This window comes from Flavobacterium sp., from assembly GCF_035760125.1.
Lineage (GTDB): Bacteria > Bacteroidota > Bacteroidia > Flavobacteriales > Flavobacteriaceae > Flavobacterium.
On sequence record NZ_DASTTN010000069.1, the window covers coordinates 1 to 16,797 of the forward strand.

Genomic DNA, 16,797 nt, shown 5'->3' on the forward strand with positions numbered 1-16,797 from the left:
TCAGCAATTACCACTATACTTGATGATTTTCCAGCTGCTTTACTTTTTCGTAAAGAGTCTAATAAACGTTCCAATCCTAAATCTTCTTCAGGTATAAGAATTTCTTCCGCTCCAGCTCCAATACCAGCATTCAAAGCTATATGACCAGCATCGCGTCCCATTACCTCGATAAGAAACAATCTGTTATGGGAACTTGCAGTATCACGAATTTTATCAATTACATCAACAACTGTATTTAAAGCAGTATCATAACCCAAAGTATGACTTGTACCAAATATATCATTATCAATAGTTCCAGGAATTCCAATTACAGGGAAATTATATTCAGAATTAAATAATAATGCTCCAGTAAAAGAACCATCACCACCGATTACTACTAGAGCATCTACACCAGCTTTAACTAAATTTTTATGCGCTTTTTCGCGTCCCTCAGGAGTTTTAAACTCCATAGAACGAGCTGATTTCAAAATAGTCCCTCCTTTATTTACTATATTATTTACACTTCGGGGTCCCATTTCTTTAAAATCACCTTCTATCATTCCTTGATAACCCCTATAAATACCAACACATCCTATGTTATGAAAAGCACATGTTCGTACAACAGAACGAATAGCGGCATTCATTCCTGGAGAATCTCCTCCAGAGGTAAGAACACCTATCTTTTTTATTGTTTTTGACATTTTTTTAAGTATTAAAGTGTAAATTTAGCATATATCGAAGACATTTTAGGGGTGCTTTCTAACATTTTAATAAAATAACTGAAATTCAAACGTTTTCGTTGATAAGTTTTTTTAATTCAAAAAGACCTAATATTTATTTCCTTTTTTAAAATCCGAAACTGTTGAAAATTGGGGAAATACGAGCTATTTATCGCTTTTCAAAAAAAGAAATAAACAGACTACATAAAAGAATTATACAAAGTGGAATACAAAATTTTAGCCATAAAGTTAACTAAAATTTTCAAAAATAACATAAGCAGCTAATTAATAATCAATTACAATTAATCATCCTCTGGAAGTACAGCATCTTGATTAACTTTCGGTTTGTCCGAACTAGGCTCTTTTGGTTTTGTGAAATTTATATAATCAGGATTCAAATTGGAATCAGAGTTATCAACTTTGGTTTTAGACTCCTTTTCTTTGGTTAACTTATTGCTTTTAAACATTTTATCAACCAACTCTCTAAAAGTATCAAAATCTACCTCATAAGTAATACCTGCACCCTGAGTATAACCAATATCTTGACCTATATAATTTAAATCATTTTCTTTATTAAAAACATGGAAATTAAAAGATCCATCATCATTTACCCTATATTTAATATCAACTGCTCCTACTATAGCCGATTCATTAACTCCTCCAAATGGTACTCCAATTTTACCATTTATTGTAATTCTTTCATTTACTTTAGAAGAAACAATAGCTTCAACCCTACCATCAGTTTGTGTACTTGGCCTATTATCAGGTGAAACTACATTAAAATTCATTTCAAATTTTTCATTATTTGATTGAACTATATTTCCCAACATACTTGAAGCTGTTTCGTACATACTTGAAGCGACGGCTTGACTTGACCCATCTTTACCTAAAAAACTCCCTGTTGATAACAAATACAAAGCCTGAGTTTGTCTTACATCTTTATCAGCTAATTCTGTTTGAAGCTCTGACTTCAAAACACTTGTAACAGTAGGGAAATCTATCATGAAATCGGGCTCTGGTCGCGTCAAGTCTCCTCGAATACCAATAATAACTTCAACATCGACTTTTTTATTGACACTTGAATTTTCTATTAACAAAGCAGGATTTGCTGATGTTTTATAAACCGCTTCCAAATTCAGTTGGGCTCTCATAGGATTTCCTTCCCAAATAATTGAGCCTCCTTTTTTAACTTTAAATTTTTTATCGATTAACCCTCCATATTTAAAATTATATGTACCATCATAAGGCAAGAAATCCCCCCACATATTAAAAGCACCAAGTGTATTGATTTTAAATAAAAGTGTCCCATTTCCACGTCCTTTCATCCCGTGTCCCGAATTCCTGTCCAAAATAACTTCAACCTCCGCATTAGGTGTGATTTCAAGATCAAACTCTAATTCGAGTCCATTATAATTCTTTGTTTTATCAACAATTCCTTTTTGTAAATTGAATTTTTCTTTCGGGGTTATAAAATGAATAAAACTATTCTCACTAACACTTTCCGCACTATTTATTGGTATTTTAAGAGCTGATCCTTTTTCAGATTTTGCATCAACTTTAATAAACAAACCATTTGCAGGGCCTTTGATTGTTGCATTACCATTAATGAATGCTGTTCCAAAATAAGCAGCGTCTTCACTGTCTTTGGTATCCAGTACAAGAAGTCTTTTGGAATTAATTGCCAAATCCAATTTCCAATCCGAAAAATTCTTATGCTCTACTACTCCATTCAATATTCCGACAGTATTGAATTTCGTATCTATTAAAGTGTTATTTCTAAAAAGAAATTTTTCACCAGTAAGATCAATAATAGTTTTATCTTTTAATGCATAATCAACATTAAGGTAAGGTATCGCCAATCCTCCACCATTAACATACAAACGTCCATTGACATCTGGCTTGCTCAAAGTACCTCCAATGGTTGCATTTCCAGAAACTAACCCTCTTATATTTGAAATAACATCCCCACCTAACGAACTTAATGTTGCCAAATTAAATTGATCAAATTTTAAATTTAAATCAAGCAATGTTTCTTTATTTACTATTTCAAAACTTCCGTCGGCACTAAAAGATTCAAAATCCTTATTTTCGATAGTAGAAAACAAAGTAAATTTTCTAAAATTTTCATCACCTTTTATATCAAAATTTAAAATTCCTAAATCATGATTATTAACCTTCAAACTATCAATCCGTAATGAGGCTGTTGGCTTATAAACCTGTTTATTTTGATTGTAATTAATTTTTCCGTTTAAATTTCCATAAATAGCAAAACTCTCTTGCGCCGATGTCAATTCATTGATATTAAAATTCTTGAATTCAACATTAATATCTTTATAAGAATTGCCTTTAAATTCGCCATCGAGTTTTACTTCTTGCTCCTTATTGGAAAGTATAAAATCATCCAATTTAAACTCGGTTAATTTTTTATCAAAAACCAAACGATTATTAGATAGATTGGACTCGTTCAAAAACCACAAACTATTTTTTAATTTAATTTCAGATTTACTGAATCCAATTACATTTTTATTCTCCTTATTAATGGTGTGGTATAAATCCAAATTAAAATAATCTTCCCCTTTCGAACCTCCTTTAAACTCAGTTCTAAAAAACAAAGTATCTTTTGAAGTCACATTTATCAAACTAAAATCGCGTATTTTATATATCTTGGTTTTAATACTATCCAACTCAATATAAGCATTATACAATGGGTTTTTATTATCAATAGAAACCCTGATATTGTCAAAAGAATTATCTGCTGCTTTTATACTTGGAGAATTAAAATTGAATTTAAATTCATTAATATCTGAATTAATATTCCCTTTTACAACAGTATTTTCACTTAGTTTTATTTCAGGAAAAAACACTTCAACAATTTTATTATAAACTTCAAAATTAAATTTTAAAAATTGTCCTTTTTTCACCGCAATGGGTTTATAATTCGTATAAAGACTTCCTAACGAATTTGTAACCAATCCTTTTAATTCGGAAAATTTATACTTTCCTACAATCGTACCATTAGTTATATCTGGAGCTGCTATCTTTATTGTTCGAATTCTTTGGTTATCAAAACTAGAGTTCAGATTAAAATCGTTAAATTGATAAGTACTCCTAGAATTGACATAAGTAGCATCATTCACATAGATATTGCCGTGCATATTATCTATAGAATTTCCTTGTACATCAACTATAACATTTCCGTTAAACTGAGAGACAGAATCTTTTACAAAATTCAATTTATTTAATTCTGCCTTGTCAATTTTAATCTGAAAATCGTATTGGTTTTCTTTTTTACTTAAATCTACCAATCCATCAAAATTCATTTTCAAATTAGGATCATTTACAATAATTGACCCTTTATATAGAGGCAATTTAAAATTACCATTGACGGCAACATTCTTATAATTATACCCATTATAAGCAACACTGGAAACTATACCTTTTAATGAAGTATTTAAATACTTTTCAGAAAAACCGCGCCCATCGACATCAATATTTAAACTTATTTTTGACAAATCCTTATTATCTAATAAATTACCAATATTAAAATCATTCAAAACAACATAACCAACATAGTCAGCTTTATCGCTTTGATCCATATTGTTGATAATAAATTTTGATTTCACAGCTCCTAAAGCTGTGTTTGCTGCAAGATTAGCATGAATCGAAGTGATTGTAACCTGAGTATTACCAACTAATGAAACATTTCCAAATTTCTTTAAAATAATAGGCAATTTTTTACCTAAAACATTCGGCAATATGCTTACCAAGTCATCATAATTAGCATTCAATTGATCAAACTTTCCATTCATATAGAATTTTTGATCTTTTGTTCCTAAAAGGTTTTTAAAATTTATAAAACCAACAATTTTTGTACCTCTATTATCTTTTAGATATAAATCAAGGAATTTCAAATTATTTAAAGGTCCAGTAATATGTGATCTAAGTTTAAAATATTGATATTTACCTAATTCATCATAAAAACAACGAATATCATTGGAGGCTAATTTTGCTGATTTTAACTTAACATCAAACTCTACTTTATTTTGAAAATCAGAGAAATCTTCAATCTCGTAATTCAAAGCAGCATAACCCTTAATACTGGATTCTTTGGTTTCAATTTCCATTTTGTCCAATATCATGTGTTGCTGGGTAAAGCTATAATTTCCTTTTAAGCTCTTTACATACAATCCTCTATGATCCAAAAAAGACATTTTTTGAATATTGGCATATACTTCGGGGCCATAAACTTTAAAATTGGTAACCAATATATTCAATCTTGTAAAGTCGACAGGTTTTACGGTTTCATGATTTTCATCACTCAAAATAAATCGACCATTTGACAAATCAATACTTGAAGCAGTCAATAAAAAATGTTTCTTGGAAGGTGTTTTGCTTGTGCCAAAAGCATCAATAAAGTAATCCAGATTCGTCTTCTTTTCCTTTTTATAGGTTTTTAAATTAAAAAGAACACCATCCATTGCCAAATCTCCAAAAATCAAATCACCATCTAAAACTTTTTTGGCTCCAAGAAACGATGTGCTCAATCTTTTGACATAAATTAAAGTATCTTTATGATGATCTATAATCAAAACTTTTTTAAGTTTTACACCACCGAAAAGAGTAAGCTGTACTTCATCAACTTTCATGTGAAGTCCATAATCCTTATTGATACTTTCCATGAAATATTGTGCCACCTTAGTTTGGACAAAAGGTAAACTAAGGGCTATAAAAAGTACTAACAAAAGTAATATTAGTCCAAGGAGAAAACGGAATACTATTTTTTTAATCTTTTTGATAAGTGGCGTTTTTTGTTTTTTTAGCACAAATAAATAATTTGCCTTCGGAAATGGTAATACCTTAACTAAAAAATCTTTAATTTTGGCACAGCTGTAAAAATACTATTTTTATAGTAATCCATCAAATATACTTCAAAAATCATCTGTTTATATGCAAATTCCAGAGGTTTATATACTTGCCATCGAAAGTTCGTGTGATGATACTGCAGCAGCAGTATTATGTAACGACAAAGTATTATCAAATGTTGTTGCCAATCAGTTAATTCATAATCAATATGGAGGTGTTGTGCCTGAACTTGCTTCTCGTGCACATCAACAAAATATTGTTCCAGTAATAGAGGCTGCCTTAAAAAAAGCTGACATTAAAAAAGAACAGCTATCTGCAATTGCTTTTACGCAAGGTCCGGGACTTATGGGTTCTCTTTTGGTTGGAAGTTCATTTGCAAAATCAATGGCATTGGCATTACAAATACCTCTTATCGCGGTAAACCACATGCATGCCCATATTTTAGCCCATTTTATAGAAGAAGAAGGTTTTAATAAACCTAGCTTTCCTTTTCTTGCGTTAACAATAAGTGGTGGGCATACCCAAATTGTTAGGGTTGATGATTTTTTCGATTTAACAATCATCGGTGAAACTACAGACGATGCAGTGGGTGAAGCATTTGATAAAAGTGCCAAAATACTTGGACTTCCCTACCCAGGCGGCCCTTTGGTTGATAAATATGCACAATTAGGGAATCCAAAAGCATTTCCTTTTACAAAACCAAAAGTACCCGGATTGGATTTCAGTTTCTCTGGTTTAAAAACGGCTATTCTTTATTTTATTCAAAAGAAAAAAATTGAAAACCCTGAATTTATTCAAGAGAATTTAAATGATATCTGTGCTTCCATTCAATACACTATCATCGAAATATTGATGGATAAATTAAAAATGGCAGTAAAAGAAACCGGTATCACTCAAATTGCAATTGGCGGAGGAGTTTCGGCAAATTCTGGAATTCGAAATACTTTGAAAGAAACAGAAACAAAATACGGTTGGAAAACATACATTCCTAAATTTGAATACACAACAGACAATGCTGCAATGATTGGAATTGTAGGTTATCAAAAGTTTTTATCACAAAAATTTGAAACAGCGGAAGTCGTTTCAAAAGCGCGAATACAATTTTAAATTATGCAATTATTTTATAATCCTACAATAAACGAAACTACCGAAACATTTTCTTTTGATAAAGAAGAAAGCAAGCACATCATTAAAGTATTACGTAAAAAAGACAACGATATACTATTCGTAACTAATGGCTTAGGTTTTTTATTTAAAACTGAAATTACATTGGCTTCTGATAATAAATGTACCGTTCAAATTTTAGAAATTGAAAAAACGGAAGAGCCAAAACAAAAACTACATCTTGCGGTTGCTCCCACAAAAATGAATGATCGTTACGAATGGTTTCTTGAAAAAGCGACAGAGATTGGAATTTATGAAATCACCCCCATAATATGTGATCGCTCTGAAAGAAAAATAATAAATACTGAGAGATTTGAAAAAATTATTCTTTCAGCAATGAAACAATGCAATCAAACGTATCTTCCAAAATTGAATCCTGCCATTTCATTGAAAGAATTCATAAAAAGAGAAAACACAGGACAAAAACTAATAGCACATTGCGAAGAAACAAATAAAAAGTCTCTAAAATCTATACTTAAAGCCAAAACTGACTACACAATTTTAATAGGTCCTGAAGGTGATTTTTCCAACAAAGAAATCGAATTGGCATTAGAAAACAATTACATTCCCGTTTCTTTAGGCGAAACCAGATTACGAACAGAAACTGCTGCTATAGTTGCCTGTCACAGTGTTGTTTTTACTAATGAAGATTAGGCTTTAAAATTCAATTCTACAATCATACTATGAAAAAAACAGTATTTTTATTATTACTATCTTCTTCTTTAACCTGCTTTTCTCAAGAAATTGCTTTACTAAAATATAGTGGTGGTGGCGACTGGTATGCAAATCCAACTTCGCTCCCAAATTTAATAAAATACTGTAATTCCAATATAAACACAAAAATAAAATCTAAACCCAGAACTGTAGATCCTAGCAGTCCTGACCTTTTTTCATACCCATTTGTTCACATGACAGGTCATGGTAATGTTGTTTTTAATGAAAGTGACGTTACGAACTTAAGAAAATATTTGCTCGCCGGTGGTTTTCTACATATTGATGATAATTACGGTATGGACCAATACATTCGTAAGGAAATAAAAAAATTATTTCCAAATGATAATTTGATTGAAATTCCATCAAATCATCCAATATTTCAAAAACCTTTTGTTTTTGCCAATGGTTTGCCTAAAATCCACGAACACGATGGAAAAAGACCACAGGCATTTGGAATCTTCATCGAAAACAAACTGGTTCTACTCTACACTTATGAATGTGATCTTGGAGATGGATGGGAAGATCCCGAAGTTAATAATGACCCTTTAGAAGTTCGTGAAAAAGCTTTAAAAATGGGAGCCAATATTATTAATTATATTTTCTCAAATTGATTTTTGTAAAATAGAAATTCATTTGAAATAATTTATTCTCTTTTATTAAAATTACTTTTGTTTTTATTGTAAAAATTAACAAGTTAAATCGGAATAAATGATGTTTATTTTTTTTATCTCCTATTAAATATTTAATTTAACAAGTTTTGAGCTACGTAAATATCCCTAAATCACCATTAACCAAGTCAATAAAATCAATGATTTTTTAAAAACGGGAAAAAATATTGTTAAATAAATTTTAAATAATTGATCTTTTGTTATAAAATTGCACAATAATTAACCAAACAAACTTTTATTTAACAAAATGATTACCGTTATGAAAAAATTAATTTTATCAGTAGCAGCCTGCTTGATGTTGTTTTCTTGTCAAAACGACCAAACTGAATCTCTAAGCGATTCAGCAAATGCAATTACTCAACGAAAATGTGCTACACAAGATGTATTGGAAGCTCAATTAAAGGCAGACCCAACATTGGCAATTAGAATGAATCAAATTGAAGCTTTTACTCAAAACGCTTTATTGACAAAACGCTTAGTAAATGGAAAAGTAGTAATTCCAGTAATTGTGAATGTATTGTACAGAACTGCAGCAGAAAATATTTCGGATGCACAAATACAATCACAAATTGATGTATTGAACAAAGATTTCACTGCAACAAACCCTGATTTTGCAAATACACCAGCAGAATTTGCAGGAGTAGCCGCTAATGTTGGTATCACTTTTGAATTAAAACAAATCATTAGAAAATCAACTACTAAAACTTCATGGGGTACTACTGACACTATGAAAAAAACTAAAAGAGGAGGATTAGACCCAACATCTCCTACAACAAACCTTAATCTATGGGTTTGTACTATTGGTGGTGGCATCTTGGGATATGCTCAATTCCCTGGAGGAGTTGCAGCTACTGATGGAGTTGCGATAGATTCAAAATACTTTGGTTTATCAGGTACAGCAAATTACCCATACAATTTAGGAAGAACTGCTAGCCATGAAATAGGTCACTGGATGAACCTAAGACATATTTGGGGAGATGCATCTTGTGGAGATGATTTAGTTGCTGATACTCCAGTTGCTAAAACGTCAAACTTTGGGGTACCGGTTTATCCATACGTAAGTACATGTCTTCCTGCTCATAATGAAATGACAATGAACTACATGGATTACACAGACGACAGAGGAATGTTTATGTTCACAAATGGTCAAAAATCAAGAATGAGTGCATTATTTGTTTCTGGAGGAGCGAGAGCTGCTTTCGGTCTATAATTTATCTTTTTTTAGAATTTAAAACTCGCTACTTGTTAGCGAGTTTTTTTTTGCCAATACTTAAATTTTTAAAAAATTTCACATTCATTAGTATAAAAGTGCTGTTCACCGATTTATTTATACTTTGACAACAATTAACAGTAAATTAGCAATACAACAAACTGATAATCAATTTTTTAAATACAACCATTTATTATGAAAAAAATTATTTTATCCACAGTGGCATTTGCAATGCTTTTTTCATGTCAAAACGAAGACACTAACTCCGTAGTCTCACAATCAGAGTCACCAACTCTTCGTAGTTGTGCAACACAAGAAGTCCTTGAAGCCCAATTAAAAGCTGATCCCACGTTAGCATTTAGAATGAACCAAATTGAAGCTTTTACACAAAAAGCAATACTCTCAAAACGTATTGCAAACGGTAAAATCGTAATTCCTGTTGTTGTAAATGTTTTATACAGAACATCTGCTGAAAACATCTCTGACAGTCAAATACAATCTCAGATTAAAGTTTTGAATGATGATTATACAGCTGCAAACAATGATTTTAGACTTATTCCTGCTGAATTTTCAAATGTAGCGGCAAATGTTGACATTACTTTTGAATTGGCAAAAATCAACAGAAAATCAACTACAAAAACTTCTTGGGGTACTAGAGACGCTATGAAAAGCACAAAAAAAGGAGGTCTCGATCCAACATCTCCAGCTACAAACCTTAATCTATGGGTGTGTACTATTGGTGGGGGAATTTTAGGATATGCACAATTCCCTGGGGGTTCAGCATCAACTGATGGAGTTGTTATTGATTCTAAATATTTTGGGATATCAGGTACAGCGAATTATCCCTACAATTTAGGAAGAACGGCAACCCATGAAGTTGGACACTGGATGAATTTACGTCATATTTGGGGAGATTCCTCTTGCGGAAATGATTTGGTAGCTGACACTCCAGTTGCTAAAACTTATAATTTTGGTGACCCAACATACCCTTATGTTAGTTTATGCTTGCCAGCCCATAATGAAATGACAATGAACTACATGGATTATACCGATGACAGAGCAATGTATATGTTTACAGTTGGTCAAAAAGCAAGAATGTCGGCATTATTTGTTTCTGGAGGAATAAGAGCTAGATTTGCCCAATAATCATATAAATTTATAGTTTTTAAAACTCGCTACTAATTAGCGAGTTTTTTTATCTTTATGACCAAATAAAACGAATATGATTACATCTAAAATTATTGCAAATGGGATTTTAAGAGCAATTGGCACTTTAATTTTAACAGCTTTATTTCTTTATTTTCTGTATCAAATTCAAAACGTATTAATTTATCTATTAGTTTCATTAATACTAACCCTAATTGGTATACCTGTTTTAGATTTTTTAAAGAAAAGATTGAAATTCAAGCATATTTTTGCATCTATTGCCGTTTTAATGATTTATATTTTAATCATATTTGGTTTCATAATGATGTTCATTCCATTGATTATATCACAAGGTCAAAATTTATCACTTTTAAATACAATTGAAATTGAAAAAAATAGTTTAGAACTTATTAAAGAATTAAACAATTTTTTAGAGCAACATCATATAGATTCTGCAACTATTTTTGATCCAAAAAACTTTAAATCAATAATAAATTTCGATGTAATACCTAACTTTTTAAATTCTGTAGTGGGAACAATCAGTAATTTTGGCATGGGTCTTGGTTCTGTGCTATTCATTACATTTTTCTTTCTTAAGGATAAATCTATATTCTTGAAAGGAGCCAAACTACTTATTCCAGACTCTCACGAAGAAAAAATTTTAAACTCTGTTGAAAAAATAAATCTATTGCTTTCTAGATATTTTATTGGTTTGCTAGTCCAGCTTTTCATCGTTTTTATATTATACACCATTGTATTGTTTATTTTCGGAATCCCAAATGCATTTGTGATTGCTTTTTTATGTGCCGTTTTGAATATCATTCCTTATATAGGCCCCTTAATTGCTTCCATCTTGGCAGCAGTTTTAACGATGTTAAGCAACTTGGGTTCTGACTTTCAATCCGAAATTTTGCCAACTACCATTTATGTATTAATAGGCTTTTGGATTGTTCAGGTAATTGATAATAACTTTTCACAACCTATCATTTTTTCAAAAAGTGTTAGTTCGCACCCTTTAGAAATATTTCTTGTAATATTGATTGCAGGGTTCTTATTTGGCATTATGGGAATGATTATTGCTGTCCCTCTATATACTATTATAAAAGTAATCAGCAAAGAATTTTTTCCGGACAATAAATTTATTCAACTAATAACAAAAAACATATAAATTGAACCTAGACATTTTAGACTCTAAAATTCAAGAATATATTGATTTAAATATTGGAGTCTCCATTTCAAAATTGGCTCTTCAAAAAAATCCATTTCCAAACGTGGAATGGATTTCCATCATAAATCAAATTGCTGCAAAATCAAAGGCTAAAGACAAACTGCCAACCTGGTTTTCAACTAAAAATATAATTTATCCAAGTAAAATATCCGTTGAACAAACTTCTTCCGAAAAGACAGCTTTATACAAAAGCTCAATTGTTTCAGGCGACAATTTAATTGACCTAACTGGTGGATTTGGTATTGATGATTATTATTTTTCAAAAAAAATGAAAAATGTCGCGCATTGTGAAATCAATGTCGAATTATCAAACATTGTTCAACATAACTGCAAACAACTAGATAGCAATAACATTACTTGTTATGTAGGAGATAGTTTTGAAACATTATCAAACACAAACACTAAATGGGATTGGATTTACATAGACCCGTCCAGAAGAAACGACAGCAAAGGAAAGGTATTCATGCTAAAGGATTGTTTACCTAATGTTCCAGAAAATTTAAATTTTTATTTTGAAAAATCAAATTCTATCTTAATAAAAACAGCACCAATACTGGATATTACAGCAGGTATTAATGAGTTAAACCATATCAAATCCATACATATAGTTGCTGTTGACAATGAAGTAAAAGAATTGTTGTGGGAATTAAGCAAAGATTATAATGGATCTGTTATCATTAAAACTGTAAATCTTTTAAAAGAAAAAACAGAAACATTTGAATTTATTTTAAATGAAACTCACGAACAGCCTTTCTTTAGTTTACCAAAAAACTATCTATACGAGCCCAATAGTTCCATTATGAAATCAGGAGGTTTTGATCAAGTAGGGCTTTTTTATGGATTAAATAAATTGCATAAACATTCTCATTTATACACCTCAAATGAACAAAAAAGCTTTCCCGGAAGAATTTTTGAAATTAAAAATTGTATTGCTTATAGCAAAAATGAAATGAAGCACTATTTAGAAAATCAGAAAGCCAATATAACTACACGAAACTTTTCTGATTCGGTTGAAAGTATTCGAAAAAAATGGAAAATCAAAGATGGTGGGGATTTATATTGTTTTTTTACAACTGATGAAAATAACACTAAAATTGTTTTAATTTGCAACAAAATAAAATAAAATGAAATACATACTTGTTACGGTCTTATACTTTTTAAGTTTTAATCTTTTTGCTCAAAAACCTTGCGAATACGCAACAAATGTTACAGATTCCATTGGAACTTACAAATCCACGAAAGAATACTTAATAAGTGAAAAGGTCTTTGGGGGGAATTCTAATTACATTTTTTATTCTTTGGCATTAACCGATGGATTACCGACGCTAACTTTACAACTCATTCAAAAAAGTAAAGATTTTGTAAAAGCAAATTGTTTTGATAAAGATTCAAAAATTTTCTTGCAGCTTCAAAATGGCAAAATTATTACTCTGTTGCATATAGACCAAGAAAATTGTGGTACAATGATAAGAGATGACAAAGGTTTTGACAATAGAGTGAAATCAGGGATTTTTATGTTTACAAAAGAGAACTATGCTGACTTAAAAACATCTCCTGTTTCCTTAATGCGAATAAAATACCTAACAGACGTTGAGGACATCATATTCAAAAAAGAATTTACAGCTGAATTAGATGGAAAAGTATACCATCCAGAAACTTATTTCATAGACAACTTACGTTGTATTGAATAAATATCTTTTATTCAAAATAAAAAACCTTTTAAAATGAATTAAGATTCATTTTAAAAGGTTTTTTTATGCATTATAACTCTCTTGATTATCATTTTGTTTATCAATACTGATAACATAATTCTTCACATTTCGTACTACCATTGGAACTAGTAATCCTACAACAACCACTTCAACAAATGTAATTCCTGATTTATTTTCCGGTCCAATACATTTAAAAAAACTATTCTGCAATATCCTTTTCATCTATCGATTTATATTCTCTTAATCTGATAAATAAAATTAAACATATTCATAAATTTAATTTTATAATCAAATCAAAAACTGAATTTAAAAGCAAATTTAATGCTTGCTATTGTATTCAATATAGGGTTAATTTACTCGAACTTTAAACCATTGTTTTTAAATGATTTAAAGTGCGAAAGTAAAAATATAAATCAATTAAATAACAATATAATCGATGAAATGCATATTTTACACTTATTTTAATGTCAATTCTTACGAAATATACAACTAACAAAGCTTTAGATAGTTAACTTTTTTAAATTCCAACAAGAAAAAAGGCTATTTAAATTAACTATTCTGTAACTTCCTAAGACTAAGAATACATTAGAAAAGAGGGACTATTGAAGTGAAAAATTTAGATAAATAAACAAGACTATTTACATTCCCATTTAAAATTGGAGACTTTATCACTTAAACCTGCTTTCAAATTATAGTGCCACCATTCTGAATCGAAAGAATTAAAATGCTCCTTAACCATAATCTTTCTCAATAGATTTCTATTGTTTAGAATTACTTTAGAAAAACCACGATAATCATGACTGGCTTCTTTACCAAAAAAATCAAAAGAAGTTCCCATATCCAATTCTTTACCTTCAAAATCAACCAGTGTGATATCTACGGCCCCTCCTCTATTATGAATCGAACCTTTACTTGGGTTTGCAACGTATTGAGGATCTGAAACTATTGACCACATTCTCTTTTGAATATCCAAAGGTCGGTAACAATCAAAAAGTTTTATTTTAAAACCTTTCTTCATAAATCTTTGATTGGCCAAAATCAGTGCCTTTACAGTTTTATAACGCAAATAACATTCGGCACAATCATATACTTTAGATTTCAAAAAATTATCATCAGTGGCATACTTCATATCATATATAAAGTCTTGACTGAAGTCTTTTAAATTCACAAAAGTGGTATCATTGACAGCAACCATAGGCGCTGAGACATTTGCAATAGTTTGTGAATTACAGTTAAGCAAGTTTAGAAGAAAAATAAAAATTAATAAGGGTTTGAGGTAAGAAGTCATAACAAATAAATTTCCATAAAAATAGGAAAATTTAAAAGGTTTAGAAAAGTAAATCCATACAAAAAACAAAAAAACTTACAATCAAAGATTATAAGTTTTGAAGCTTTTAATTGATTCTTTTGAAAGATAAAGACACTATAAGTTTCGATATTTTATTTATGCCAATCAATTTACATTAGCCGATTCCGTTTCCCTCAATCCTTCTAACATTTTTTTGATACTTCTTTAAAAATTTTCATAGATAAGAACCTCTTATTGATATACCAAATCACCCCATACTTCTACTTTATTATTTTAAACCAACCATTAATCATTTCTTTGAAATATGAAATCTTCTTAATAATCCCAAATCATTAAGCCTATTCAACACAACAAACTCTAGTAACACAAAAACAAATTCTTTGTTTCCGAAGCAAATCAAAATATTATTTTAAACACAGATCAAGCATATTTTTATAAGTGCTTTATTCAAAATATTATGTAGCCAAAATGATATCGCTTCCGCAAAAGAACAATTGAATCAAATAAACATCAGTTAGATGCTGTATTTAAAATAAGTAAAGGTTACTAGAAGCCGATATGTTTAAAACATTTATTTATTTTTTGGTATTATTCTGTGCTGTTGTATCACAGGCTCAAGTGAATCAAGCCGTTCAAGATACTATCAAGAAAGGATATGCTGTAGGTGAGATTCAAATTGCCAATCCTAAAAGCATACTCGCTGCATATACTTATGATCCTGTCACCGATACATATGTCTATACCAATTCTCTAGATGATTTTAATATCAATTATCCGATTTTTTTAACTCCCACAGAATATGAAAACCTAATTTTGAAAGAATCTACTAGTGATTATTTTAAGAAAAAAGTAGATGCTATAGACGGAAAAAAAGCTGGCAGTGCAGCTATAAAAAAAGACTTATTACCCAGATATTATATAAAATCGGGGCTTTTTGAATCTATTTTTGGAAGTAATACAATCGATGTTAAACCCACAGGTTCTGTAGAAATTGATTTAGGCTTATCGTATACTAGACAAGATAATCCTGCATTCTCCTCTAAAAATAGATCACAACTTTCTTTCGATTTTAACCAACGAATCAATATGAGTTTGACGGGAAAAGTGGGAACCCGTCTAAAAGTCAATGCCAATTTTGACACCGAATCTACATTCGCCTTTCAAAATTTATTCAAATTAGAATATACACCTGAAGAAGATGATATTGTTCGAAAAATTGATGTTGGAAATGTAAGCATGCCTTTAAACAGCACTTTGATTACTGGCGCTCAAAATCTATTTGGGGTAAAAACGGAATTACAGTTTGGCAAAACGACTGTTACGGGCGTGTTCTCCCAACAAAAATCAGAAACTAAAAGTGTAGTTGCAGAAGGCAGTGGAGCAGTTCAGGAATTTAGCCTATATGCACTTGAATACGACAATAACAGACACTTTTTTTTATCCCAATATTTTAGAAATAAATATGATGCAACCCTAAAAAATTATCCATTAATAGACAGTAGGATACAAATTTCCAGAATAGAGGTTTGGGTAACCAACAAACAAAATCGGGTAAGTACTACAGCTAACAATTTAAGAAATATTATTGCGCTTCAGGATTTAGGAGAAGCACAATTAACGGGGCTTGCTGACAATCAAGTAGTGGTTTTCGATCCATCAACGGGCATGTTTAATAATCCAGCCAATTCTCCAGCTGATAATTCAAATAACGATTACGATCCCGCAGAAATAAAATCGGGAACCGGGCTATTGAACAGTAAAATACGTGAAATAGCAACTTCCAATTCTGGTTTTAATATTACAGTCAGAGAGGGACAAGATTATTCAAAATTGGAAAATGCCCGAAAATTGAGTTCCACTGAATATACCTTGAATAAACAATTGGGGTATATTTCACTACAACAAAAACTGGCAAATGACGAAGTCCTTGCTGTCGCTTATCAATATACCATAGGCGACGAAGTGTATCAAGTTGGAGAATTTGCAAGTGATGGTGTGGAAGCAACTGTTGTTGCCAATTCAGAAACAGTTTCAACACAAAGTTTAGTCTTGAAAATGCTAAAAAGCAGTTTGGTCAATCTAAAA

At 30.6% G+C, this 16,797-nt stretch carries 13 protein-coding genes; 9 read left to right on the forward strand and 4 right to left on the reverse strand.

Annotated features, from left to right (window positions below):
• Both VFS71_RS02830 and VFS71_RS02835 read right to left on the reverse strand, forming a co-directional pair.
• Positions 1-680 (reverse strand): ATP-dependent 6-phosphofructokinase (locus tag VFS71_RS02830; RefSeq protein WP_326399264.1); only part of this gene is annotated, 680 nt, incomplete at its 3' end.
• A 320-nt stretch (positions 681-1,000) separates the two neighbouring features.
• Positions 1,001-5,392 (reverse strand): translocation/assembly module TamB domain-containing protein, encoded by a 4,392-nt coding sequence (locus tag VFS71_RS02835; protein WP_326399266.1) that lies wholly within the window; start codon positions 5,390-5,392, stop codon positions 1,001-1,003.
• Positions 5,393-5,645: 253 nt separating this feature from the next.
• Between VFS71_RS02835 and tsaD the strand changes: the two genes are divergently transcribed.
• From tsaD to VFS71_RS02875, 8 genes are all read left to right on the forward strand, one after another.
• On the forward strand, positions 5,646-6,668 hold the full coding sequence (tsaD, locus tag VFS71_RS02840; protein ID WP_326399268.1) for a tRNA (adenosine(37)-N6)-threonylcarbamoyltransferase complex transferase subunit TsaD: 1,023 nt from the start codon (positions 5,646-5,648) through the stop codon (positions 6,666-6,668).
• Positions 6,669-6,671: 3 nt separating this feature from the next.
• A complete protein-coding gene (locus VFS71_RS02845; RefSeq protein WP_326399271.1) occupies positions 6,672-7,379 on the forward strand; it encodes a 16S rRNA (uracil(1498)-N(3))-methyltransferase in 708 nt (235 codons plus the stop codon).
• Positions 7,380-7,408: 29 nt separating this feature from the next.
• Positions 7,409-8,050 (forward strand): DUF4159 domain-containing protein, encoded by a 642-nt coding sequence (locus tag VFS71_RS02850; RefSeq protein ID WP_326399273.1) that lies wholly within the window; start codon positions 7,409-7,411, stop codon positions 8,048-8,050.
• Positions 8,051-8,366: 316 nt separating this feature from the next.
• Positions 8,367-9,317: a zinc metalloprotease gene (locus VFS71_RS02855; RefSeq protein WP_326399274.1), complete on the forward strand. Its 951-nt coding sequence runs from the start codon at positions 8,367-8,369 to the stop codon at positions 9,315-9,317.
• Positions 9,318-9,512: 195 nt separating this feature from the next.
• Positions 9,513-10,463 carry a zinc metalloprotease gene (locus VFS71_RS02860; RefSeq protein ID WP_326399275.1) on the forward strand — a complete coding sequence of 317 codons (951 nt, stop codon included), beginning with the start codon at positions 9,513-9,515 and terminating at the stop codon, positions 10,461-10,463.
• A gap of 76 nt (positions 10,464-10,539) precedes the next feature.
• A complete protein-coding gene (locus VFS71_RS02865; RefSeq protein ID WP_326399276.1) occupies positions 10,540-11,631 on the forward strand; it encodes an AI-2E family transporter in 1,092 nt (363 codons plus the stop codon).
• A gap of 1 nt (position 11,632) precedes the next feature.
• Positions 11,633-12,814, forward strand: a complete 1,182-nt coding sequence (locus VFS71_RS02870) for a THUMP-like domain-containing protein (protein WP_326399277.1) — start codon at positions 11,633-11,635, stop codon at positions 12,812-12,814.
• A 1-nt stretch (position 12,815) separates the two neighbouring features.
• A complete protein-coding gene (locus tag VFS71_RS02875) occupies positions 12,816-13,382 on the forward strand; it encodes a hypothetical protein (protein WP_326399278.1) in 567 nt (188 codons plus the stop codon).
• A gap of 63 nt (positions 13,383-13,445) precedes the next feature.
• Here VFS71_RS02875 and VFS71_RS02880 read toward each other — a convergent pair whose 3' ends face one another.
• Both VFS71_RS02880 and VFS71_RS02885 read right to left on the reverse strand, forming a co-directional pair.
• Positions 13,446-13,625 (reverse strand): hypothetical protein, encoded by a 180-nt coding sequence (locus VFS71_RS02880; protein WP_326399279.1) that lies wholly within the window; start codon positions 13,623-13,625, stop codon positions 13,446-13,448.
• Between the two features lie 412 nt (positions 13,626-14,037).
• The gene (locus VFS71_RS02885; RefSeq protein WP_326399281.1) at positions 14,038-14,598 is read right to left on the reverse strand and encodes a M15 family metallopeptidase; all 561 of its coding nucleotides are present in this window, start codon (positions 14,596-14,598) and stop codon (positions 14,038-14,040) included.
• A gap of 672 nt (positions 14,599-15,270) precedes the next feature.
• Here VFS71_RS02885 and sprA point away from each other — a divergent pair.
• Positions 15,271-16,797 (forward strand): cell surface protein SprA (gene sprA, locus VFS71_RS02890; RefSeq protein ID WP_326399280.1); only part of this gene is annotated, 1,527 nt, incomplete at its 3' end.

What these genes read in the sequence shown, in the direction of transcription:
- VFS71_RS02850 (WP_326399273.1), top strand. Translation starts at nt 7,409, where the DNA reads ATGAAAAAAACAGTATTTTTATTATTACTATCTTCTTCTTTAACCTGC.
- VFS71_RS02845 (WP_326399271.1), top strand. Translation starts at nt 6,672, where the DNA reads ATGCAATTATTTTATAATCCTACAATAAACGAAACTACCGAAACATTT.
- VFS71_RS02885 (WP_326399281.1), bottom strand. Translation starts at nt 14,598, where the DNA reads ATGGTTGCTGTCAATGATACCACTTTTGTGAATTTAAAAGACTTCAGT.
- VFS71_RS02875 (WP_326399278.1), top strand. Translation starts at nt 12,816, where the DNA reads ATGAAATACATACTTGTTACGGTCTTATACTTTTTAAGTTTTAATCTT.
- VFS71_RS02880 (WP_326399279.1), bottom strand. Translation starts at nt 13,625, where the DNA reads ATGAAAAGGATATTGCAGAATAGTTTTTTTAAATGTATTGGACCGGAA.
- tsaD (WP_326399268.1), top strand. Translation starts at nt 5,646, where the DNA reads ATGCAAATTCCAGAGGTTTATATACTTGCCATCGAAAGTTCGTGTGAT.
- VFS71_RS02855 (WP_326399274.1), top strand. Translation starts at nt 8,367, where the DNA reads ATGAAAAAATTAATTTTATCAGTAGCAGCCTGCTTGATGTTGTTTTCT.
- VFS71_RS02865 (WP_326399276.1), top strand. Translation starts at nt 10,540, where the DNA reads ATGATTACATCTAAAATTATTGCAAATGGGATTTTAAGAGCAATTGGC.
- VFS71_RS02860 (WP_326399275.1), top strand. Translation starts at nt 9,513, where the DNA reads ATGAAAAAAATTATTTTATCCACAGTGGCATTTGCAATGCTTTTTTCA.